The organism is Bradyrhizobium sp. USDA 3315, assembly GCF_054056795.1.
Window position 1 is genome coordinate 7,868,015 of sequence record NZ_JBSRYP010000001.1, and the last position, 21,963, is coordinate 7,889,977.

At 60.8% G+C, this 21,963-nt stretch carries 24 protein-coding genes and 2 pseudogenes; 15 read left to right on the forward strand and 11 right to left on the reverse strand.

Features of this window, described 5'->3' with window-relative positions; genetic code table 11:
- Window positions 1-8: 8 nt before the first annotated feature.
- Window positions 9-299 (reverse strand): muconolactone Delta-isomerase, encoded by a 291-nt coding sequence (gene catC / locus ACVIYL_RS37010; protein WP_253587165.1) that lies wholly within the window; start codon window positions 297-299, stop codon window positions 9-11.
- An 87-nt stretch (window positions 300-386) separates the two neighbouring features.
- Window positions 387-1,964, reverse strand: coding sequence for a 4-hydroxyphenylacetate 3-hydroxylase N-terminal domain-containing protein (locus ACVIYL_RS37015; RefSeq protein WP_456780883.1), 1,578 nt, complete (start codon window positions 1,962-1,964; stop codon window positions 387-389).
- 251 nt (window positions 1,965-2,215) lie between these two features.
- Here ACVIYL_RS37015 and ACVIYL_RS37020 point away from each other — a divergent pair, with 251 nt between their 5' ends.
- From ACVIYL_RS37020 to ACVIYL_RS37040, 5 genes are all read left to right on the forward strand, one after another.
- Window positions 2,216-2,833: an FAD synthetase family protein gene (locus ACVIYL_RS37020; protein WP_253609190.1), complete on the forward strand. Its 618-nt coding sequence runs from the start codon at window positions 2,216-2,218 to the stop codon at window positions 2,831-2,833.
- The gene (locus ACVIYL_RS37025) at window positions 2,830-3,354 is read left to right on the forward strand and encodes a flavin reductase family protein (protein WP_076826430.1); all 525 of its coding nucleotides are present in this window, start codon (window positions 2,830-2,832) and stop codon (window positions 3,352-3,354) included. Before ACVIYL_RS37020 ends, ACVIYL_RS37025 begins: the two co-directional genes overlap by 4 nt.
- Before the next feature lie 72 nt (window positions 3,355-3,426).
- Window positions 3,427-4,296 carry an intradiol ring-cleavage dioxygenase gene (locus tag ACVIYL_RS37030; RefSeq protein WP_253609192.1) on the forward strand — a complete coding sequence of 290 codons (870 nt, stop codon included), beginning with the start codon at window positions 3,427-3,429 and terminating at the stop codon, window positions 4,294-4,296.
- A 67-nt stretch (window positions 4,297-4,363) separates the two neighbouring features.
- Window positions 4,364-5,542 (forward strand): muconate/chloromuconate family cycloisomerase, encoded by a 1,179-nt coding sequence (locus ACVIYL_RS37035; RefSeq protein ID WP_253609193.1) that lies wholly within the window; start codon window positions 4,364-4,366, stop codon window positions 5,540-5,542.
- 165 nt (window positions 5,543-5,707) lie between these two features.
- Window positions 5,708-6,625, forward strand: a complete 918-nt coding sequence (locus ACVIYL_RS37040) for a LysR substrate-binding domain-containing protein (RefSeq protein WP_456780884.1) — start codon at window positions 5,708-5,710, stop codon at window positions 6,623-6,625.
- A 9-nt stretch (window positions 6,626-6,634) separates the two neighbouring features.
- On the opposite strand, the gene dusA is transcribed toward ACVIYL_RS37040, so the two are convergent.
- Window positions 6,635-7,630, reverse strand: a complete 996-nt coding sequence (gene dusA / locus ACVIYL_RS37045; RefSeq protein ID WP_456780885.1) for a tRNA dihydrouridine(20/20a) synthase DusA — start codon at window positions 7,628-7,630, stop codon at window positions 6,635-6,637.
- A 134-nt stretch (window positions 7,631-7,764) separates the two neighbouring features.
- On the opposite strand from dusA, the gene ACVIYL_RS37050 reads away from it, so the two are divergent.
- Window positions 7,765-8,661, forward strand: coding sequence for a tyrosine-type recombinase/integrase (locus tag ACVIYL_RS37050; RefSeq protein ID WP_456780886.1), 897 nt, complete (start codon window positions 7,765-7,767; stop codon window positions 8,659-8,661).
- On the opposite strand, the gene ACVIYL_RS37055 is transcribed toward ACVIYL_RS37050, so the two are convergent.
- Entirely contained in the window at window positions 8,561-9,097 is a 537-nt protein-coding gene (locus ACVIYL_RS37055) for a glutathione S-transferase N-terminal domain-containing protein (RefSeq protein WP_456780887.1), read from the reverse strand. The genes ACVIYL_RS37050 and ACVIYL_RS37055 overlap by 101 nt on opposite strands.
- Before the next feature lie 108 nt (window positions 9,098-9,205).
- Here ACVIYL_RS37055 and ACVIYL_RS37060 point away from each other — a divergent pair, with 108 nt between their 5' ends.
- Window positions 9,206-9,427, forward strand: a complete 222-nt coding sequence (locus tag ACVIYL_RS37060) for a hypothetical protein (protein ID WP_456780888.1) — start codon at window positions 9,206-9,208, stop codon at window positions 9,425-9,427.
- A gap of 8 nt (window positions 9,428-9,435) precedes the next feature.
- Here the strand turns inward: ACVIYL_RS37060 and ACVIYL_RS37065 are convergent, their stop codons facing one another.
- Window positions 9,436-9,627 (reverse strand): hypothetical protein, encoded by a 192-nt coding sequence (locus ACVIYL_RS37065; RefSeq protein WP_253609201.1) that lies wholly within the window; start codon window positions 9,625-9,627, stop codon window positions 9,436-9,438.
- 114 nt (window positions 9,628-9,741) lie between these two features.
- Window positions 9,742-10,005: a PilZ domain-containing protein gene (locus tag ACVIYL_RS37070; RefSeq protein WP_375167096.1), complete on the reverse strand. Its 264-nt coding sequence runs from the start codon at window positions 10,003-10,005 to the stop codon at window positions 9,742-9,744.
- A gap of 854 nt (window positions 10,006-10,859) precedes the next feature.
- Between ACVIYL_RS37070 and ACVIYL_RS37075 the strand changes: the two genes are divergently transcribed.
- From ACVIYL_RS37075 to ACVIYL_RS37085, 3 genes are all read left to right on the forward strand, one after another.
- Window positions 10,860-11,081, forward strand: a complete 222-nt coding sequence (locus ACVIYL_RS37075) for a hypothetical protein (RefSeq protein ID WP_456780889.1) — start codon at window positions 10,860-10,862, stop codon at window positions 11,079-11,081.
- A complete protein-coding gene (locus tag ACVIYL_RS37080; protein ID WP_456780890.1) occupies window positions 11,078-12,427 on the forward strand; it encodes an IS701 family transposase in 1,350 nt (449 codons plus the stop codon). Before ACVIYL_RS37075 ends, ACVIYL_RS37080 begins: the two co-directional genes overlap by 4 nt.
- 442 nt (window positions 12,428-12,869) lie before the next feature.
- On the forward strand, window positions 12,870-13,085 hold the full coding sequence (locus tag ACVIYL_RS37085; protein WP_253609203.1) for a dodecin family protein: 216 nt from the start codon (window positions 12,870-12,872) through the stop codon (window positions 13,083-13,085).
- Between the two features lie 214 nt (window positions 13,086-13,299).
- Here ACVIYL_RS37085 and ACVIYL_RS37090 read toward each other — a convergent pair whose 3' ends face one another.
- Together ACVIYL_RS37090 and ACVIYL_RS37095 are read right to left on the reverse strand one after the other, a co-directional pair.
- Window positions 13,300-13,515, reverse strand: coding sequence for a DUF2274 domain-containing protein (locus tag ACVIYL_RS37090; RefSeq protein WP_212022616.1), 216 nt, complete (start codon window positions 13,513-13,515; stop codon window positions 13,300-13,302).
- Window positions 13,516-13,518: 3 nt separating this feature from the next.
- A pseudogene (locus ACVIYL_RS37095) lies at window positions 13,519-13,956 on the reverse strand (TrbI/VirB10 family protein); the annotation flags it as partial.
- Between the two features lie 258 nt (window positions 13,957-14,214).
- On the opposite strand from ACVIYL_RS37095, the pseudogene ACVIYL_RS37100 reads away from it, so the two are divergent.
- Together ACVIYL_RS37100 and ACVIYL_RS37105 are read left to right on the forward strand one after the other, a co-directional pair.
- Window positions 14,215-14,700: pseudogene (locus ACVIYL_RS37100) on the forward strand (3'-5' exonuclease); the annotation flags it as partial.
- Window positions 14,701-14,747: 47 nt separating this feature from the next.
- A complete protein-coding gene (locus ACVIYL_RS37105) occupies window positions 14,748-15,071 on the forward strand; it encodes a hypothetical protein (protein WP_456781986.1) in 324 nt (107 codons plus the stop codon).
- A gap of 52 nt (window positions 15,072-15,123) precedes the next feature.
- On the opposite strand, the gene ACVIYL_RS37110 is transcribed toward ACVIYL_RS37105, so the two are convergent.
- Both ACVIYL_RS37110 and ACVIYL_RS37115 read right to left on the reverse strand, forming a co-directional pair.
- On the reverse strand, window positions 15,124-15,339 hold the full coding sequence (locus ACVIYL_RS37110; protein ID WP_253609206.1) for a hypothetical protein: 216 nt from the start codon (window positions 15,337-15,339) through the stop codon (window positions 15,124-15,126).
- A 181-nt stretch (window positions 15,340-15,520) separates the two neighbouring features.
- Window positions 15,521-16,027: a hypothetical protein gene (locus ACVIYL_RS37115; RefSeq protein ID WP_253609207.1), complete on the reverse strand. Its 507-nt coding sequence runs from the start codon at window positions 16,025-16,027 to the stop codon at window positions 15,521-15,523.
- Window positions 16,028-16,787: 760 nt separating this feature from the next.
- On the opposite strand from ACVIYL_RS37115, the gene ACVIYL_RS37120 reads away from it, so the two are divergent.
- Together ACVIYL_RS37120 and ACVIYL_RS37125 are read left to right on the forward strand one after the other, a co-directional pair.
- Window positions 16,788-16,997: a hypothetical protein gene (locus ACVIYL_RS37120; RefSeq protein ID WP_253609208.1), complete on the forward strand. Its 210-nt coding sequence runs from the start codon at window positions 16,788-16,790 to the stop codon at window positions 16,995-16,997.
- A 1,328-nt stretch (window positions 16,998-18,325) separates the two neighbouring features.
- Window positions 18,326-19,090: a TetR/AcrR family transcriptional regulator gene (locus tag ACVIYL_RS37125; RefSeq protein WP_253636042.1), complete on the forward strand. Its 765-nt coding sequence runs from the start codon at window positions 18,326-18,328 to the stop codon at window positions 19,088-19,090.
- 7 nt (window positions 19,091-19,097) lie between these two features.
- Here ACVIYL_RS37125 and ACVIYL_RS37130 read toward each other — a convergent pair whose 3' ends face one another.
- The gene (locus ACVIYL_RS37130) at window positions 19,098-19,910 is read right to left on the reverse strand and encodes an enoyl-CoA hydratase/isomerase family protein (RefSeq protein ID WP_253609210.1); all 813 of its coding nucleotides are present in this window, start codon (window positions 19,908-19,910) and stop codon (window positions 19,098-19,100) included.
- A gap of 69 nt (window positions 19,911-19,979) precedes the next feature.
- Between ACVIYL_RS37130 and ACVIYL_RS37135 the strand changes: the two genes are divergently transcribed.
- On the forward strand, window positions 19,980-21,926 hold the full coding sequence (locus ACVIYL_RS37135) for an AMP-binding protein (protein WP_456780891.1): 1,947 nt from the start codon (window positions 19,980-19,982) through the stop codon (window positions 21,924-21,926).
- Window positions 21,927-21,963: the final 37 nt, after the last annotated feature.

Here is a 21,963-nt window from a genome sequence, read left to right on the forward strand (position 1 = left end):
CTCCACCGCTACCGATCGTCGTCGTGAATCGACGACGGGTGCCGGCACAGCGGCGTGACCTGGATCTCCATGAACGGAAACAGCGGCAGGCTCGACAGGATGTCGTGCAATTCCTGCGCGCCGGACACGTCGAAGATACTGACATTGGCGTAGCGCCCCGCCACCCGCCACAGATGGCGCCAGGCCCCCGTACGCTGCAGCTCCATGGCGCGGACGCGTTCCGCCTGTTTCAGCGCGTCGACCTTCTCGACCGGGAGATCGTGCGGAATCCGCACATCCATTTCGACGTGGAACAGCATGACAAGTGAACCCCTTCTGCGACAAGATGGAACAGCGTGGAGCCGCCACGCAACTGTGGCGGCTCCATTGATCCGTCTAACAGATCGTCAGCCCTGCACCAGACCGCGGCTGACGAGGTTGATGTCGTCGGGGTTGACGAGGTCCTTCGCCGTCCAACCGGAGACGTCGTAGTCGCTCATGCAATTGCGGACGAAATCCTGCATGGCGCCAAGGTCGCCGGTGGCGCTCGCGGCCATCAGCGTCTCGACGCGCAGGTTCTCGTAATTGCCCGCATAGTTGCGCTCGTAGAGCTCATGCCGGCCGCCAAACTCGGAGCCGACCGCGTCCCAGAGCAGCTTCAGCAGCTTGATCCGGTCGATCGCGGCATAGCCGTTGGAACCGCGCACGAAGCGGTCGAGATAGGGCCGGATCGCCTCGCTCTCCAGATCGGCCGAACTCGACGGCAGATAGATCAGGCCGCTCGCGACATGGCTCTCGATCAACTCCTTGATCCGCGGATAGGCCATCGGTGCGAAGACGCGATAGGCCAGCCCGTAGTTCAGGTTCGGCAGATTGTAGCCCTCGGTCCCCTGCCAGGCGATCGGCGACTTCACCATCGCATCCGCAATGCCGTGGAACAGATTGCGCCAGGCGATCACCTCGCCCACCGCCGTCTGCACGCCGCGGAAGTCCTTCGACCCGGTCGCCTCGACCGCCATCGAGAACAGGCCGGCGATGAAGTCGAGCTTGACGGCAAGTCGCGTCACGCCGTGCAGCGTGAATCGCGGGATGAAGCCCGAGGCCGGGAAGAACTGATTGATCTTGTCGACATCGCCATAGATGAAGACGTTCTCCCAGGGCACCAGCACCTTGTCGAACACGAGGATCGAGTCGTTCTCGTCGAAGCGGCTGGACAGCGGATAGTCGAACGGCGAGCCGGTCGCCGCCGCCGTGAATTCGTAGGACGAGCGGGCAATCAGCTTGATGCCCTTGGCATCCATCGGCGCCGTGAAGATCAGCGCGAACGACTTATCCTTGATCGGAATACCGTAGTGGGCGATGAAGTTGTAGTGCGTCAGCGCCGAGCCGGTCGCGACCACCTTCGCGCCCGAAACGATCAGGCCGGCGTCTGTCTCCTTCTCGACATGCATGAAGACGTCGCGCACCTCCTCGATGGCGCGGTCGCGATCGATCGGCGGATTGACGATGGCATGATTCCAGAAGTCCAGACGCTCCTGGGTCCGGGCATACCACTTCTTCGCATTGCCGGCGTAATCGCCATAGAAGCTTGAATTCGCCCCCAGCGTGCCGAGGAACGACGCCTTGTAGTCCGGCGAGCGGCCCATCCAGCCGAACGCAACCTTCTGCAATTCGGCAATCGCATCGCGGCCCTTGACGAGGTCGTCGGCCGTCTTCGAGCCGAGGAAGAACGGATGGGTCAGCTGTCCCGAGCCGGTATCGGTCAGGACGCCGATCTGATCCTTCTTCTCATGGAAACGGTCGTACCAGCGCGCCACCATCCGCGCCGAATTGCGGAAGGCGGGATGCTGGGTGACGTTCTTGACGCGCTCGCCGTAGATGTAGATTTCCCGGCCGTCCTGGATGCTGTCCAGGAATTCCGCACCGGTATAGACGCTGGTGGTTGACGCTGGCACGTCGGCCCGCAGGGCTGCTGCTGTAGTCATGGGTTTCTCCTCCGCTTGTGTCGCTGGACCGGCGGCGTTGCCACACCGGCCTTAAGACCATCTCGTCACGCTCTTGGACGGCGTGACATCGGAGGAAACGCTACGCGCTCACCCGGAGCGGGCGAAAGGTATCACACCATACCGCGCAGACCGGCCCGGCTCGGGCTATGACTCGATGGCACGGACCGGACGGCAGGGATCTTTCGGCCGGCGCAAGCCGCAGCTGATGCAGCACGGCAAGGGAGCGAACCATGGGCAAGGGTTTTGACAGCAGCGCTGTCGCTTTCCATCGCGATGGGGAATTGGCCCTCGACGCCTGCGTCGTGACCATCGGCGCATTTGACGGCGTCCACTGCGGCCATCAGGAACTGCTGCGGCAGACCATCGCGGCAGCGCGGCGCCGCGGCATTGCAGCCGTGGTCTACACCTTCGATCCGCCGCCAAAAGTGTATTTCGGCCAGGCCGAGCCGCTGATTTCGCTTCGCGAAAAACTCGAGCGCATCGCAACATTCGCGCCTGACCACGTCGTCGTCGCCGATTTCAACCAGATCTACGTCCGGCGCACCGCGCTCGATTTCCTCGCCGAATTGCAGCTTCTGCGACCACGCGAAGTCATCGTTGGCGAGGATTTCCGCTTCGGGTCCTGCAAGGGCGGCACCGCGCTGCTGTTGCGGCAGCACTTCAACACCCGCATCCTGCCGCCAGTGCGCTGCGGCAATGGCGAGATCGTCTCCAGCAGCCGGATTCGCGCCTTGCGACGATCCGGCCTTGCCGCCACCGCGGCGACGCTGGAAAACTGGCGGGATATCGTGACCGCGCCACCGGCCAACCGATCCGGTTTGGCCCAACTCGAGGTCGCAAGCCAATGACCGCCATCGATCCGCGAGAGTTGCGCAACGCCTGTGGCCAGTTCGGCACCGGCGTCACCATCATCACCACGCATTGCCAGGGCCGCGATCACGGCATGACGGCCAACGCCTTCATGTCGGTCTCGCTCGATCCGCCGCTGGTCGCGATCTCGATCGCGAAGAGCGCGAAGATGCTGTGCAACATCCAGAACACCGGCCGCTTTGCGGTCAGCATCCTCGCCGAGGGCATGGAGGATTTCGCCTGGCATTTCGCCGGCAAGCCAAGGCTCGACCTCTGCAACGTCTTCGAACGCCGCAACGACCTGCCTGTGATCGCCAACGCGGCGGCATACTTCGTGACCGATCTCGCCGATGAGATCGTCGCTGGAGACCACACGATCTTCCTTGGCCACGTCCGCGAGATGTCGCTGGAGCCCAGCAAGAAGCCGCTGCTGTTCTTCCGCGGCCGCTTCGGCGGCCTTGCCGATCCGCACCCCGCGCCCGCGACGCTGGAGAATGCCGCTTACGAATTTGTCTGGTGAGACCAGCAACCGATATTCCCGAAAAAACGGGGATGCAAGTTTGAGCAAACTGCAAGAAAAGGAGGAACGACCATGCTGAACGTCAACAAGGACACCATCACCGACCACGTGATCGCCGCGCTCTCCAAGGACATTCCGGATCGCAACCGGCAGATCATGACGAGCCTGATCCGCCACATGCACGACTTCTGCAAGGAGGTGGACCTGACCTTCGCCGAGTGGTTCGCCGCATGCGAATTCCTGCGCCGTGCCGGCGACATCTCGGACGAGAAGCGCAACGAGTTCATCCTGATCGCCGACATCCTCGGCGTCGAGGTGCTGGTCGACATGCTCGACCACCGGGTCACCGACGGCGAGAGCGAGTCGACCGTGCTCGGACCGTTCTACCGGGAAAACCCGCCGGTGCTGCCCAAGGGCGCCTCCATCATCAAGAAGACGTTCGACAACGCGCAGACCGTCAAGGTCTCAGGGCGCATCAGCGACACCGCGGGGCGGCCGATCGAGGGCGTCACGATCGACGTCTGGGAAGACGCGCCGAACGGCCTCTACGACCTGCAGGATCCGGAACAGCCGGCCTACAATCTGCGCGGACGCTTCACGACCGACGCCAACGGCGAATATGCCTTCGTGGCGCTCCGCCCCGAGCCCTATCCGATCCCCTATGACGGCGCCGGCGGCGAGCTGCTGAAATATATGGGCCACCATCCCTGGCGTCCGGGCCACATCCACTTCATGCTTTCGAAGGACGGCTATCAATCGCTGATCTCGCAGATCTACGATTCCGAGACCAAGTATCTCGACAACGACTCGGTGTTCGCCGTGAAGCAGAGCCTGATCGGCAGGTTCGCCAAGGCCCCCGCCGGCGCCGACACCGATCTGGTTCTCAACTTCGACTTCAAGCTCAAGAAAGCCGCCGTCGAACGGCTCGTCGCGGCCGAGTAAGACCCGTTACGTCCTGCCAGGCCCACCAGCCTGGCAGGGCTCATTCTGAACTGACCTGCGAGGACATATGAGTCGTGCCGTGATCGAAATCGCCGAACCCGTGGAGCGAGTGCAGGCTCACGCAAGGGACACTGCGATCCGCAGTATCCGCGCGACCATCGTCGAGGCGCCGACCCGCCGCCGGCACAAGCTCTCGAACACCGAAGTCACGCATCAGGGTTACGTGCTGGTGCGCGTCCTGCTCGACAACGGCGTGACGGGCATCGGCGAAGCCTCGACGCTCGGCGGGCCGCGCTGGGCCGAGGAGAGCGTGGAGTCGATCAAGGCCGCGGTCACGAATTATCTGGCGCCGGCGCTGCTCGGACAGCCTGCCCTCGCCTTCGAAGCCAATGCCTTGCGGATGAGCAAGGCCGCCACCCGCAATTTCGCCGCCAAGGGCGCCGTCGAGTCCGCGCTGCTCGACGCCGCCGGCAAGACATTCGGCCTGCCCGCCAGCGTGCTGCTCGGCGGCGCCGTGCGCGAACGCATGGAGGTGATCTGGGCGCTGGCCTCGGGTGACAGCAGCCAGGAGGTGGAAGAAGCGAAAGAGAAGCTGCGGCGCCGCGAACACCGCCAGTTCAAGATCAAGTTCGGCTTCAACCGCCCGCAGGTCGATCTGAAGCGGTTGCAGGCGCTGCGCGCCGGTCTCGGCGATGAGGTGCGCCTGATCGTCGACGTCAACCAGGGCTGGACCGAGGCCGAATGCATCCGTTTCATGCCCGCGCTGGAGGAGCTGGATGTTGCCCTGATCGAACAACCGGTGTCGGCGCTACAACTGGAAGCGATGGCGCGGGTCGCGGCCCGCACTTCGATCCCGTTGCTGGTGGACGAAGCGGCTTTCACCAAGGAGGAAATCGCGCGCGCGGGCGCGATGGGCTGCGGCAGCGTCTACTCGCTGAAGCTCGTCAAGAGCGGCGGCCTGTTCGAGATGAAGCGCGCCGCTGCGGTCGCGGCCGCGCACGGGCTCGAGCTCTATGGCGGCTGCCTGTTGGAGAGTAGCATCGGCGCGGCGGCGCATCTCGCCGCCTTCGCCACCCTGCCCAGGCTCGAATGGGGCACCGAACATTTCGGTCCGCGAATCCTGGTGGAGGATCTGGTCGTCAACCCGATCAGATTCGACGAGTTCGAGATCTGCGTCCCTGATGGCCCCGGTCTCGGCGTAGAGGTCGACGAGGACAAGATCCGCACCTTCGCCCGGAAGGACTAGCCGGATGGCGTCGTTCCCGCGGACAATTGACAATCCACGGACCCACGCCCAGTCTTCGCGTCGGAACCATCGTCTCGATCGTGCGCACATGACCACGCGATATCAAACCCGGCAGGATTTTTCCGCCGCTTCCGCGGAAGCGCGCGAGCAAGCGTTCGGCTAGCCGTGACCGATCGCGACGATGTCATGGATCTCAGGCGGCTGGTCTATTTCGTCGCCGTCGCCGAAGAACTGCATTTCGGCCGTGCCGCATCGCGGCTCGCGATCGCGCAGCCGCCGCTCAGCCGGCAGATTGCGCAACTCGAGAGCGATCTCGGCGTCATGCTGATCGACCGGAGCCGCAGCCAGATCCGGCTGACCCAGGCCGGCAGCGTTCTTCTGGAACGTGCGCGCGACGTGCTGGAGCGGCTCGACCGCACGCACCGCGAGATCAAGCGGATCGGCGAAGGCTTTTCCGGGCACCTGCGCGTCGCCTTCGTCGGATCGGCGACCTATGGCGTGCTGCCGAGCGTGATCCAGGCGTTTCGTTCGGCCTATCCTGACGTCGAGCTCGCGCTGTCGGCGATGAACAACGCCGAGCAGAACCGCGCGGTAATCCAGCGCGAGATCGATATCGCCATCGCCCGCCCCTCGCTCGACGACGAGGAGCTGAAGTCCGAGCCGCTGCTGCAGGAGCCGCTGATTCTCGCGCTCTCAGACACTTCGCCCTTGCTCGATCAAAAGGTCCCGCGGCTGGCGGCGCTGAAGGCCGAGACGTTCGTCCTCTACCCGCGCAAGCCGCGCCCGAGCTTCGCCGACCACATCCTCAATATCTGCCTCGAAGAAGGCTTCATTCCGAAATCGCAGGTGCTGGCCCAGGACTATCAGACCGCGATCAGCCTGGTGTCGGTCGGCGTCGGCATCGCGCTCGTGCCGAAATCGGTCTCGGAGGCGGAGCGGCCCGGCGTCGCCTACCGCGCCTATGAGGGACACAATCCAGGCACTGCGCTGTCGCTGAACTACCGGCGCGACAACCGGATGCCGCATCTGTTCAATTTCCTGAAGGTCGCACAAGACGTCACGCGGCGTCAGCGCAAGCCATAACGATCGCCCTCAGGCCGCGACCGCCGCCGGCGTGCGATCGTCGACGCATGCGATCGCCTCGCGCAGCACATCGATGTCAGCCCCCGGCCGAACGCCGTTCTCCGCGAGGTGCCTGCGGAACGCACGCGCGCCCGGGACGCCATGGAAGGCGCCGACGAAATGCCGCGTGATCGAATGCAGCCGCGTGCCTTCGGCAAGCTGCCGCTCGATATAGGGCAGCATCGCCGCGAACACGTCCTTCATCGTCACGTGCGGCGCAGTCTCGCCGAACAGCTCGGAATCGACCGTGAGCAGCCGCCAAGGCTCCTGATAGGCCGCCCGCCCCAGCATCACGCCATCGACATGCTTCAGATGCTGCTTTGCCTCGGCAAGGCTGGTGATGCCGCCATTGATGATGATGGGCACGTGCGGCAGCGCCGCCTTGAGGCGATAGACCCGATCGTAGTCGAGCGGCGGGATGTCGCGGTTCTCCTTCGGCGACAATCCGTTGAGCCAGGCCTTGCGCGCGTGCACGACGAGCGCGGCCGCGCCCGCGGCAATCACCCCGCGCGCCAGCGTATCGAGCGCGACTTCCGGATCCTGGTCGTCGATGCCGATCCGGCATTTCACCGTGACGGGAATCCGCACCGCACGCTTCATCGCCGCAACGCCTTCGGCGACCAGCGCCGGTTCGGCCATCAGGCAGGCGCCGAAGCGGCCATCCTTCACCCGATCGGAGGGACAGCCGACATTGAGATTGATCTCGTCGTAACCGAACTGCTCGCCGATCTCTGCGGCCGTCGCGAGATCGCGCGGGTCGGAACCGCCGAGCTGCAGCGCCACCGGATGCTCGCTGGCATCGAAGCCGAGCAGCCGGGCCCGGTCGCCGTGGATGATGGCGCCGGTCGTCAGCATCTCCGTATAAAGCCGCGCCCGCCGCGACATCAGCCGATGGAAGACGCGGCAATGCCGGTCGGTCCAGTCCATCATGGGGGCCACAGAAAAGCGATAGTCTTGCGATTTCAATTATTTACCTTACGCTTCAACAGGATGAACCATGAACATGTGCACTCCAAACTAGCCGAAATTGCACACGTTTGTACCCGTTTTGACCCGTCAGTGCACACGTAGCGCACACGAAATAAGGAGTGCACACGGCCGTGGCCAGCTTCATTCAGCTGCCTTCCGGGAACTGGCGGGTCCAAGTCCGCCGCAAGAACCGCTACGTGGCAGAGACCTTTCGCCGCCGCAAGGACGGTGAGGACTGGGCGCTCGAAATGGAGCGCAGCATTGATCGCAGCGGGTCCCCCAAGCCGCCCGCTGCCGTCAAGGCTAAAACGTTCGGCGACATCATCGATCTGCATATTGAGGACATGCACGAAGTCGGCCGCCCTCCCCGCCGATCCAAGGCGGCCGTCTTGGAGGCGCTTAAGGAGGATCTCGGATTGACGAAGCTTCCCCGGCTCGATCGTGCACGGCTGATCGAGTACGGCAGGAAGCGAGCGAAGGAAGGTGCCGGCCCTGCCACCCTCGCAATCGATATGTCGTTTATCCGGACCGTCGCGACGCATGCAGCGGCCGTTCATGGCATCGAAGTGTCCGCCGAAGAAGTTCGCCTGGCCCGCTTCGCACTGAAACACCTAGGTCTCGTCGGAAAGTCAGATGAGCGAGACCGGCGCCCAACTCAAGATGAGCTCGACGAGCTCATCCAATACTTCGACACCAATCCTCGACAGGTCATCCCGATGGGGCGCATCGTCCGATACGCTGTTGCGACCACGATGAGGCAAGAGGAAATTTGCCGGCCTGACTGGCCGCATGTCGATATGAAGAAGAGAATTCTCACGATCATCGATCGCAAGGATCCGAGAAAGAAAGACGGTAACGATCAGAAAGTCCCACTCCTCAATCTGACCGGCTACGACGCTTGGGAGATTCTGCTCCAACAGCGGATCATCACCCGGGGCCAGGGTCGGGTAAGCCCCTCATCCGGGCGCGATCTTCGAACAGCTCGTGCGGCATCAAGTCGTGGTTGGTACCCCACGCATACAGCATAACTGAACGAAAGAGCGGTCCCTCGGCCCACGCCGCGACGGCATTGGCAATACCGGTTTGCCCGGAAGGAAACAGGCTCGGTTGCGGGTACCGCCTTTCAAGCTCCCGAAGAATCAACCGGGTGTCGCAGTAAATGTCCGCACCAATCTGCAGGACGGGCGCCCGGCGATAACCGCCAGTCAAAGCCGTCAGATCCGGCTTCGGTATCACGGGCGGAACGATTACGCTCGACCATTCCAGGGATTTGTAGCCCAGAGCTACGCGAACCTTTTCCGAATAGTTCGAGAAGTCGTAGTGGTGCAGGATCAATCCGGACATAGACACCCTTACCTTACCGCTCCGTGCATCGGAGCAATCCAAGTGTAAGCCGTGTCCTCGGGGCCGCAATGCATTCCGACCCGTTGGAAACGTGACCGGAGCGGATAAGGAGGCGGCCATCGTCGAACCGAACGGGAAGAACCCTCCAGCTTCCTCACCAATGGCGTCCTCCGTTGCTGGCCTCCTCCAGGCATGGCAGGCTGCCGTAATTGGTGATCAGGGGGACACATGAACCGGCTTCAGAAATTCGTTGAGCAAGGAACTGAAGGTCCCGGCCGGACGGCCTACGCCCTGGATCCTGCGAAGCTGCCCCTACCAAACGCAGGCTTCGAATGGCGCGTGGCGAAGGACTTCAGACCCGGCGAAGCCATATTGGCCGATCAACGCCTGAAGCCCCTGTTTCAGCGCGCGCTTGAACATGGCGTCGCGCTGGTGTCGGCAATTGATTGACGAGGAGGTCACGATGGCCGGACGGGCGAGCCCAGCGCCGGCAAATCTGCCCGATCCCAATCGGCATCGTCCGGCTGAATGACGACACGCCGCTCGTAGTGATCGGCCAGCTGCAACAAGCGCTTCTTGATGAAGGGATCAGCTTGCTCGGCAAGCGCCCGCACAGTCCGCGCTCTCTCTTTGCAAAACTCGTCGTCCATGGTGTCCCGCTGAAATTACAGCCGGATAGTGCGAGTCAGGCAGGGTCGCGTGTGAAGCAGATTACATCGCCAAGGGTTTTCAACGCAATTTACGCGCATCCCGGGAGGAGTTCGTCACGCAACGAACGAGACACCAACCCAGTCGCCCTCGCGCCAAACAACGTTGCACGAGTAAGTTTTGCTCGGCGGAACGATAAGCGTGAATTGATCAGGAACGGGGGATGGCGGATCTTCTGCCTTGAGCGCTGCACCACGCTCTGTGACATCGCGCACGACACAGCACAATGACAACTCACGAAATCTGATCAACGCATTGTCCAGCGATGGATTTCGCACAGACTTTCGTCTGTCCGGAAGAGCAATCATGTCCGTGCCCATCAATAACTAATGCAAATAAGATTCATGCTGCGCGAGAAATGTTGCGTTTCTCCTAACGACGAAGTCAGCCAAAGCGCTTCACGCTGTACGCCGATTCGATCGACTTTTCCCTCGGCGGCGCCGCGAACCACTGCGACGGTGCCTGCGAGGAGGATCAGACAGTTTCGTCGCATTTGTTGAAGCGGACTCGCTCGTTGGCGGATCGTCGACTGGGCGAAGCGGCGACCTTCGAACAGCGACCGCTGTCTGAAGGGCACCGAGGAATTGCCGCCCCTCTTCCGTGATCTCCCAACCGTCCGCATCGCGAAGCACAAATCTGGCCGAGAAGATGTTCAGACCAGGTGCTTGTTCGGCCAATCGCTTCATGCGATCGGTCCAATCCTTGCCGCTGTTCATCAGTATTTCGACCGCATGCCGGATTTCGGCGACAGAGGCTCGCCCGGCGGGCTGACCGGCCAGCACTTTCAAGACGGTCAGCTGGAAGGACAACTTCCACGTCTCCGGTGAGGCTGGATGTAAAGTCTCGGCGAGACCGGTTAACCGCCGATCAAAGATTGCAATTACCGAATGCCTAATGGGCGCAATGGATCGGGCACGACCTGAAGGTGTAATGACGTCGCGAGATTAACCTGAACTAGAATGGCTTGGTTCGAGCAGCGAGGTTCCAGATTTAACCTTTCCGCCCGACATCAAGCTTAACCGGCGAGTTCGATTGCTTCGATCAAGAAACGATCAGAGATTGAAGCACCGGATTTTGCCCTCCATCCGGATCCACCATGGCGAAGCCGTCACGTCAGGATATTCGGCGCGTCGGCTTCGTCTACACGGACGATCGACATGATTGAAGAAGTCGAATGACGAAGCCGGACTGGATGTCGCTTTGGCACGTATGGACCATAATCATCCCGCGGAGAACAATCAGCAGCGAGTTGGCCTGGGGACGCGTCTGGCGACGGTTCGACGGGCGATCCTGGATATACAAGCGCTTCGCCGAGCTGGAGGCCGAACTAGCACTACTTTGGCAGATTGTTGATTTTGCCGCGTTTTATAGGATTCCCGAATCAATTTTTCAATGATTCATGGGTGGTCGGCTCTTGGAGGGCTGACCATGCCGAGATGGGAAGACGAACTCGAACGCTGGCTAATGCCGTTCTTGGACCGGCTGGGTCATAAGACCCGGCAGCGGATGTGTCCTCTGTATGTTGCGGGATTGATCGGTCCGGGCGATCGCAAGAGCGTTCAGCCGATGGCGGAACGCCTTGCCACGAGCAACTACGACCAGTTGCACCATTTCATTGCGGACGGTGTCTGGGATGCGACGCCGCTGGAGACGGAGCTGCTCAACCAGGCGGACCGACTTGTCGGCGGCAGGGATGCGATGCTGGTTATCGATGACACCTCACTTCCCAAGAAGGGTGAGCGATCGGTCGGTGTTGCGGCTCAATACGCGTCGGCTCTCGGTAAAACCGCAAATTGCCAAACGCTGGTGTCTTTAACGCTTGCACGCGGCGAAGTGCCAGTGATGGTCGCGTTACGTCTCTTTCTGCCTGACAGCTGGACAAGCGACATGTCTCGTTTGAAGCGCGCTCGCGTGCCAGTCGAACACCGAACGCCACGGTCCAAGCCGGAGATCGCTTTGGCCGAGATTGACCGCGCGATGGCAGCCAACATGCGCTTTGGATGTGTGCTGGCGGATGCAGGATACGGCCTCAGCGCACCGTTTCGACAAGGGCTAACAGAGCGCGGGCTGACCTGGGCTGTCGGTATCCCTCGGCACCAGAAAGTGTATCCGGTCGATGTGAAGCTCATTTGGCCGATCACCAAAGTCCGTGGCAAACCACGAAAGCACCACGTGCCCGATATCTTATCGATTGCGGCCGAACAAATGCTGGCCAGCGCCAAATGGAAAACCGTGAGTTGGCGTAGCGGGACGAAAGGTCGGCTTAAAGCCCAATTTGCTGCTCTCCGTGTCCGGACCGCCGACGGCCCTCCGCAGCGAATATGGGATAAAGGTCAGCAGCATCTGCCAGGCGACGAAGCCTGGCTCATTGGCGAGCAACGTGCCTCCGGGGAGAAGAAATACTATCTCGCCAATCTTCCGGCGGCGACGGATCTGCGCACGCTGGCCGCCACCATCAAGGCACGGTGGATTTGTGAGCAGGCGCATCAACAGCTGAAGGAGGAGCTTGGACTTGATCACTTCGAAGGGCGGTCATGGCAAGGTCTTCATCGCCACGCCTTGATGACAATGATTGCCTACGCCTTCCTGCAACATCGTCGCCTCGCATACGCGGGGCGGAAAAAAAAGAATCAACGGGCCTCCGCCTCAGCCAACCATGCCAGCCGTACGTCACGCCATCGTCGATCTCATCCTTCGGCCGCCGCCTCAGCAGTGCCCATATTGCCGAAAGGAAATCCCTGAAAAACAGCGGCGAAAACACAATCTGCCAAAGTAGTGCTAGAGCACTGACCCCGCGGCTATTCCTTTAACGTACGGATCTGCGATCCATCAGTAGCTCCTCCCGGTGGGGCAATGTCGACACTCAATGACCCAGGCTTGTCCGGCGCGGGGAAACCACCCCGGTCAAAGCCAGCGCGAGCCGACGTCAGCATCGACGAGATCTCCGGCAGGTCGTGGGAGCGCGCGTATCGGCGTCCTGTCCAATTCGGCTGGCGACGATCGACTGCTTTCGCATCATTGGCATGCACACGATCAAGGCCATGATACCGCGCGGTATCCGCTGACCCAACACGGCCGGCCGCTCGAGTTCGCCGACGCGTGTATCAGCGCCGACGTCTTGGTGCTAGATTCGTCAACGGCAGGGAGCACCTGCTGCCTGCTTCTTACTGAACAGGAGAACGAAATGGCTGAAAGCGTTTACAAGGTCATTGAACTGGTCGGTACTAGCAAAGACTCCTGGGAAAAAGCCGCCGCCAATGCGGTCGAGCAAGCTGCAAAATCTCTCCGAGACCTTCGTGTTGCAGAGGTCGTCAAACTCGATATGCAACTGGACGATAAGGGAAAAGTAGAGGCCTATCGCGCCAAGCTCAGCGTGTCGTTCAAGTTCGAAGGCACCTGAGCCTGAGTACCTCGCCCCGCTCGCGGGGCGAGGTTGGCTCGTTGTAGAAAGGCGCACATCCATTTTCCTTGCGCGCCGCTGCTGCCATTACCCAGAGCACTTGTTTCGAGATTGCTTACCGTCTGGCTGACGACAGAGTATGTTAAGACTGCGCTCGCCCAAGCTAGTACCGAGCCCAATTCTCAGAATCAACCGTCAAGACCTGCTGCTCATATTATAGCGATCCTGATTTTTTCTTTCCTCTCTTGAATTCCGAATCGCTCGCGAGAAGCGCCTCAAGCATAAATGGTATCAGCTCGGAAACCTCCTCCCGACTGCCATAAGTCTCGGCATAGAAATCAGCGTACTCTCGTAGCCGTTGCGCAAGTACCGGAGTAAACACAATGGTGATCTTCACGGGACTGCGGTCAGGCAACTTCGCAAGCTTCATCCCTCACCTGCCCTTCGCAACTGTCTCAACGTCCTGATAAGGCTTCAGCACCAGATCCTTCGAAACAATCACCCGTAGCGGCCAACCCGGCCGCACCGTGATTGTCGGCTGCACATCGAGCTCCCGCTCCACCAGCCGCTGTCCCGCTCGATTGGTCGTTTGCTGCGTGCTCTCCCGCAACGCCTTGACAAGATCGCTCTCATCGTTGCCGATCGAAAGTTGGGTCCCGACCCCGATCAAAGTCGCCAGGGCCACGCCCTTGAGCAACTGCCAGGTGTGGAAGTCCACCTCGTCCTCAAGGCCGGCGTAGCCTGCGACGTCGGTCGCCGGAAGGCTCTCGATCACGATCGAATTGCCGTTCGGCAGGATCAGCCGTGTCCAGACGACCAGTGCACGCTTCTGGCCGAACGCCACGACGCTATCGTACTTGCCCACGAGCCGCGTCCCCTGCGAAAAGCGAGTTGGGTGGTCCGTCCAGTTCTATTTCGGCTTTTCCGAATAATGTGATCGGAGATACCGACGCGCCGGTTCCACGGAGAAGTCCATGCGGAGCGGCGGCCATCTACGCGCACCGCAAAACTATCCACAGGCACTGCGGTGCCTGGACTGGTCCGATCGGCTAGACTGGCGAACTTTCGACCCAATGATCGTCCGCCACACGACATGACCGTTCAACCGCCCCTCGCCGAGATCGCCGGGATGCTGGAACAGTCACCCGACTACCGGGTGCTGCGCCGGCTGGTTCCTCGCTCCGACTTTACGCCGAGCGACGGGCAATCGACCAAGACCGCGGTCCTGCTCGACGTCGAGACCACCGGCCTCGATCCGGCCCGCGACGAGATCATCGAGCTCGGGATGGTCAAGTTCACCTATCTTCCGGACGGGAGGATCGGACGGGTCATAGATACTTTCAGCTGCTTCAACCAGCCGTCGATCGCCGTTCCCACGGAGATCACGGCGCTGACCGGCATCACCGACGAGATGGTCGAAGGCCATGCTCTCGATGAGGCGCGCATCAACGAATTCGCCTCCGATGCGGTCGTGGTTATCGCCCACAATGCGGGTTTCGACCGCAAATTCATGGAGCGCTACGCGGCACTCTTCGCGCTCAAGGCCTGGGCCTGCTCGGTCAGCGAGGTCGAATGGCGCGGCCATGGGTTCGAGGGTTCGCGGTTGTCCTACCTCCTGATGAAGGCCGGACTGTTTCATGAGGCGCACCGAGCGGTCGACGATTGCCTGGCCTGCTGGAGATCCTCGCGATCAACCTGCCCCGGCTCGATCGCACCGTGCTCTCCATGCTGCTCGAGCGTGCGCGCCGCAAGACAATCAGGATCTGGGCCGAGCGGTCCCCCTTCGAGCTCAAGGACGCGCTCAAGCGGCGGGGCTATCGCTGGAGCGATGGCGCCGACGGCCGGCCGCGGTCGTGGTACATCGATGTCGACGAGAGCAATCAGAATATCGAAATCGAATACCTGCAGAAAACGATCTATCAGGCGGAAGTTGATATCCAGATCCAGATACTGACTGCGTTCGACCGCTTTTCAGTGAGAAGCTGACCTGCGAATGGATGCCGTCGCGGCGCTTTTTTACGCCCAACCAATGTTGCAACTAGCGACGAGCCAGGACGACCCCAAGCAGAAATGCGGCTGCAATGGATTGAAGCGGAGCCACCTTCGTCGCTTTGCTCAAATGATGCAGCCACCGCTCCTGCTGCGGTTGAGGTTCGAACACGTTGTCTTCAGCCATACGACGGATCGCTTCTGATGCCTGATTTATTCGCTGTTCTGGCGTAGCGGTCGGCGCCATGGAAAATTCGTCAGCCATGTAAGCTTCCTTGCGCCTGTACGCGACGCTCGTACGTGATCCACGCACCAACAGGCTTTTTGCCTGAGCATCAACGTCCACCGCACGCTGACTGTTCCTAAGCGTCCTGGGGCTGCAATAGCCAGCCGCCAACCTGCTCTCCTCATTACGGCTTCGCCTCAGATTTCCTCCACCAGGATTTCTAGTGCTGCGGCGCGCTACTACTTTTGCCCCACACCGCGTCCCGGCGGAGACGGGAGCTCATCGCCCACTTTTCAAAGTCCAGTAGTTGCCGCTGCGATGGGTTCTGGTTTGTGATGCCGAAGTTGGGGCCGTCCGTAACTTGGGAAAGCGGACGGCCCCTGCCGGCCAGTTCCAATTGCCCCTGCCTCAAACAGAAGCGATAGCCGACCAGTCGGGAACGTAAATGAGACTGCCTTGGTTTCGCACTGCAAGGCGGCCATTCGCTTTCATCTGATCCATTTGAGCTAGGATCGCTCGCCTGGGGCCGGAGGAGAGTGGAGCCCGGCGCTTCAGCTCTCTCTCTACCGGGCCAATACTTCGCTTTGGTTGCGATCCAGCGCTCGGCGTCGGCTTCCGTATCGAAATCTCCGATGTGGGAATCGGGCCCATTGCCGGTCTTGACGGCGACAAACCAGCGACCGTCCTTTGTCTTCGCGGGCTGAAAATGAGGCGTCTTGATCGTCATGCCGCTCACTATGAGATGTTGACGTCCAACATTCTACACACTGCGACTGCGCCGGACGCTTAGCCCATTTGGAGCATGTGAATGACCCATACGGTCTATCAAGATCGCGAATCGTATTGCTAAAAACGAAGTGTCCGTATTCGCACGGATACAACGGGCGTGTTTTGAGGATCATGATCGTTCCCTCGGCAAATAGCGCATGGGGACGTTCGCTAAGCCAACAATGTCCAGGCAAGAGATCGAAGCGCTCGCATGCAAATGTGACGCTTGCGGGCGTCATATGACGTTGTTGGCCGAGCTGCCCTCTGTCGGCAAGTACGAAGCGGTCCATGTGTTTCGTTGCTATGGCTGCAATTCAGTGAAGTCGGAGCAAGAGGCACGGCGCTCAGTGTGTACTTGACCGACTGCTTGTCGATTGGCGTTCTCCAGGCGCGACTTTTCTCGATCCTGCCTTCAGATGCGCAACAATCTGCGACCGCGTTGGACGTTCTCCTCTACCTGGTTAAGCGACCGGTGATCTGCAGTCCGAAAGACAAAGACCAGTACAGCCGGATCGTTGCCGTCTGCAAGGTAGGCGATCCTGGCCCCGACATGGCCCCGCGGCGCTGGAGCGAGCCCGAGCGATGGCCGCGCAAAGGAACGCATTCCGTATAATCGTGGAGCCGTGATCGGAGAGCGGTCACGGTGGGTCGAGCCTGCTCTATTGGAACGTCAGAACCCTGCGGCGGTTTTGTCTGGAAACAGGGTTGGAACCGCGGACGTGGCAGACGAACTCGAATATTCGGCGCACCGACTAGTGGTCATCGAACAGCCTGGTGGCGGTTTCCTGGTCGAGATCACGCCTCTCGGGGGCGGTCAAACCGTCAGGACGATGACCTATCAGAGTACGCAGGAAGCGATTGCTGCCGCGAAGAGGACCATCGACAAGCATCCCCAAGACAGGCGATCTATCAATCCGACCCGCTCTTGAAGCGGCTCCCGGCTCATTGAGAGCGACGCTCTTACAACTCGCGAACCCGGTCGATCTCCATTTGAGGCGGGTGAGAGTTTCGTCCCTGGTTTCAGCGACGCTCACAGCATCTCGCCGATCTGTAAAAGTAGTCGATGTAGATGTCGATGCGGCTGCGGATTACAAACCTCTGCTCGGAATGAACAAACGCAACCATCACGCCGCAATACGCGCCCCGCAACTGCTCGGGGGCGGCTGGCGTATTTGAATAAAACGGGAGACCGCCGCCTTTGGCTATCTTGCGCGAGCGCTGGCTTTCACGACAGCGGGTCTTTACTAAGACCTTTGGCTATCCGCGACATGCGCCGGTTTGTTCACCAGCGAGCGGCGGTCTCATTGGCCAATTAACGTCCTGGCGAGGCATCTCGTTCCCCAATTTTGATCGCAAATGGAATGAGGAGTCTAGGGCGCACAGAGCCGCAGCAAAGCATTGATCTTGCAGAGTGACGGGCTCCGCCGGCGCGGGTAGGAAATCGCTCGCGCTCGGGAACCAATTCCAAAAGTGTACTGTTGATTGATGGGGCCGATGCAAGGACCATCGCCATGAGGATCGATCATCTCGCTGCAATTGCGATAGCTGTTTGTATCGCTGGTGCCGGATTGCCGCCCGCATGCGAAGCGACAATGTCTCGTTTTTGGACTTCCATTTGCTCCCGATTCGCAGGGCTCTGAAACCTCGATTGACGTTCAGGAAATCTCGACAGGCCGAGATTCTTCCGTTTCGCGCGGCGACGATCGATGCCGCAGCTAACTCAATTATGCGCGCGGCGGCGACGCTAGAGCAGTCCCCCTCTCGAGGCCGATTGACCAAGCATTAAGCAGGTGTTCGAAACAAGCCTCCCCGTCGCGACAATCAACACGTCGTGGGTCCAAAGAGTCATTGTCTTCCCGCAGCTTCCCGAAGGGCACTGCGAGAGCAGCGAAGCGGTAAGCAAGCGAAGTGCGCTTGGCAGCCGCCGGAGTGACGGTGCGGCGATTACTCTTGGAATTATCTGGCGCGATAATTGCGCGCGGGCGCTGTCGCGTTGACTGTCGTCGGATTCTTCTTGACCTCCCGGTGCGCACGCAACCTCCTAACCAATTGAAAAACCTAAGTTCTCGTTCTAACCACTGCCGACCAAGTTGAGCAAATTTCAACAGGACGGCGCCAGCGAGCGGCACCATAGGCAAAGCACTGGGGCCCGCTCACTGCCCGAGCAAAGGGCTGACGATGGATAATGATCAATCGCTGACGCCTTCTGTCAGATGTTGCCATACGCAGCGGAATCTGCTTCGACAGCGATCATTGGTTGCACGAGCCGGCAGGCCAATATTTCGAGATGGAGCTTGCGGTAAGCATGAAGGCGGTGCGGTCAACCCTGCGTTCCGGTGACCGGTCTGGCCCGAGGCCGGCGGCGCGCCGGCCGAAAGTCCCATCCACCAGCCGAGGGCGCAAGGCCGAGCCCGAAAAAACCTCTGCGATCGCAACCCCTAAATCCGAGCGGTCGCGAGACCTCATCCTGCATTCCGCGGCCCAGCTGTTTCGCCGACAGGGATTTTCAGCCACCACCCTGCGCCAGATCGCAGCCAGGGCCAAGATCAAGGCCGGTAGCATTTACTACCATTTCGACTCCAAGGAGCAGATTCTCGACGAAGTGCTGGACCGCGGCCTCCGCCACGTGTTCGAGACCGTGAAGAACTCGGTCGAACGTGCCGGAAAGGTATCGCACCGGCGCAAGATTGGTCTTGCAATCGAAGCCCATCTCGTCGCGCTCCTCGAGACGAGTGACTTCACCTCAGCCAACATTCGAATCTACGGGCAACTGCCGGAGCAACTGAAGAAGCCGCACCGACCGCTGCGGCGCGCATACGCAGAATATTGGGACCAGCTCTTCATCGACGCGCGGCGCGCCGGCGAGATTCGCGCCGACATGGAGGTGGTACCATTGCGCATGTTCGTGATTGGCGCTCTCAACTGGACGATCGAATGGTTCAGGCTGGAAAACAGGGATGCCGTGCTCGAACTAGCCCGTCGCACGGAGACGCTGATCTTCGAAGGCGTCAACAAGCCCTGATCGCAATCTATCGGCCCTGCCAGACCGGCTTTCGCTTCTCTGCGAACGCCTTCGGCCCTTGGATCGCATCGAGACTGGCATAGACCTCTTTATGCAGCCGCTCCGCCTCAACGAGGCCCTGTGCAAGCCCCAGGTCCATTGCGGCAAGCACGCTTGCCTTGGCCGCCTTGACCGACAGTGGTGCGCCCTCGACGATCTTCCGCGCCAATTCAAGCGCCCGTTCGCGCACAGCCTCTGGCGTGTCCTCAAGCGAGTTCAGGAACCCCTGCTCCGCGAGCCGTTCGATCGCGATCGTCTCGCCCGTCAGAACCATCTCCATCAGCAGCGGCTGCGGCACCATCCAAAGCATCGGCACCGCCCACGGGGACCCGCGCCCCATCTTGACCTCGGTTATTCCCGCACGGGTGCCGCGCAGCCCGATCCTCAAGTCACACTTCAGCGCAAGCATCATCCCGCCGGCCATCAAAGATCCCGTCATGGCAGCAATGATGGGCTTGGAGACCTTCTGCATCGCGTGCTGCATGGGATCCCGCATCAGCGTCAGGATATCCACCCCGTCCCTCGCCCGGATTTCTGCGGCCTGCTTCAGATCCAACCCTGCGCAGAATACCCCGCAATCTGTTGAGGTGAGGATGATCGCGCGGACGGAGGCGTCGGCTTCGACCCTGTCCCAGGCGTCGGTCAGGCCGTTCATCGCCTCGACCGAGAGCGCGTTCTTGCGTTCGGGACGGTCGATGGTGACGGTCGCGATGCCCTCTTCGACCGAATAGCTGACTTGCTCTTTTTCAACCACGATATCTTCTTCCTTGAATTCTAACATTTGTTAGAATACATCGCCGCACGCCAGATGCAAGAACATGGCGCAGCTCTTGAGGCAGGAGGAAGCAAGATGGCGTATCTCTGGACGCCCCCCGCGGAACTGGTGGAGAAGAGCAACCTGAGCGCGTTTCTTCGCGCCACGGGGCAGCCGAACTATGACACGCTGGCGGCCAAGGCCGACATCGATCCAGCCTGGCTCGCGCAGGAAGTGTTCGGGTTCTGTGACGTTCGCTTCTATCGCAAGCCCGAGAAGATCCTTGATCTTGCACAGGGCGAACCGTGGGCGCGCTGGTGCGTTGGCGGGACCACGAACATCGTCCTCAATTGCATCGACAAGCACCGCGGAACTGAAGTCTGGGACAAGACATTCCTGGTCTGGGAAGGCGAAGACAGACGCGAGCAGCGGCGACTGAGCTACGCCGAGTTCGCATCCGCTGTCGAACGGCTAGCATCGGGCCTGCGCAAGCTCGGAATCGGCAAGGGCGACGTCGTCGCGATTTACATGCCCAACCTGCCCGAAACCTTCATGGCTTTCTTTGCAATCCTGAAGATCGGGGCGATCGTGATGCCCCTGTTCTCCGGCTTCGGTCCCGACCCGATCAGGGCGCGGCTCAACCATGGTGAGGCGAAGGCCGTCATCACCGCGAACGGTACCTGGCGTCGAGGCGCGCCGGCTCCGCTGAAATCGGTTCTCGACGAGGCACTGGAGACCGCACCAACCGTCCAGCACGTGATCGTGGCAAACCGCGGCGGGCTCGGCGTCGACACCCCCATCCAGGTGGGACGCGACCACTGGTGGGATGAGATCGCCAAGGAGGAAGCAAATCTTCCGACCGTCGAGATGGACGCGGAAGATCCCGCCATCCTTCTTTACACGTCGGGTACGACCGGCGAACCAAAGGGCTGCGTGTGGACGCATATCAGCTTCATTGGCTCAATGGTGACGCGGGATATGATCATCTGCGGCGACTTCAAGCCAACGGACCTGTTTTTCTTCTTCAGCGACATGGGATGGATGGTAGGCGCGATGTGCGCCTGCATTCCAAGCTTCGCTGGCGGCAGACTCCTCGTGGCCGAGGGGACGCCCGATTATCCCGATACGGGACGCTTCTGGCGCCTGATCGCCGATCACAAGGTCACCTATCTCGGTGTTTCACCGACCATCGTGCGCGGCATGATGCGCCATGGCGAGGAGGTCGAACGGTACGATCTCTCGAGTCTGCGAATGACTGCTTCAGGCGGCGAGGCCTGGACGGAGACACCGTGGCGATGGTTCTTCGAACACGTCTGCAAGTCAAAGATCCCAATCATCAATATCTCCGGCGGAACGGAAGTCGGCGGCTGCATCTTTACCGGCACCCCGAACCATCCAATGAACCCATGTTCGTTCTCCCGGCCGGCCCTCGGAGTCGGCGCGGATATCGTCGACATGGCGGGTAACCCTGTCCCCGACGGCGAGGTCGGCGAATTGGTGCTGCGTCATGCATCGATCGGGCTCACCAAGAGCCTTTGGAAGGGCGACCAGCGCTATCTCGAGAGCTACTGGAATACGATTCCGGGAATCTGGGTGCATGGCGACTTTGCCATGCGCGGCAAGGACGGTCTCTACTACATTCTTGGCCGCTCGGACGACACCCTCAAGATTTCGGGCAAGCGCGTCGGTCCGGCAGAGCTCGAGGGCGTGCTGACCGCAACCGGCAAGGTCGCGGAAGCTGCCGTCTTCAGCGTCCCGCATCCAGTCAAAGGTTCCGCTATCGTTTGTGCTTGCGTGCCGAGCCCTGGTGCGAAAGACCTCCGCGCGCTGTCGGAAGAGCTTGCCCAGGCCCTGGTGCACGGAATGGGCACCTCGTACCGCCCGGAAAGGGTATTGTTGGTCGATGACCTGCCGAAGACGCGCAACATGAAGATCATGCGCCGCGTGCTTCGCGCAGTCTTCGAAGACAAGGACCCCGGCGATCTGTCGGCGCTCGCCAACCCCGAGGCGATCGACCATATCCGTCAGAAGCTCAAGGGATAGCTGTCGGCCCGGATTGGCCCGGTCCAGGCGACGTCGC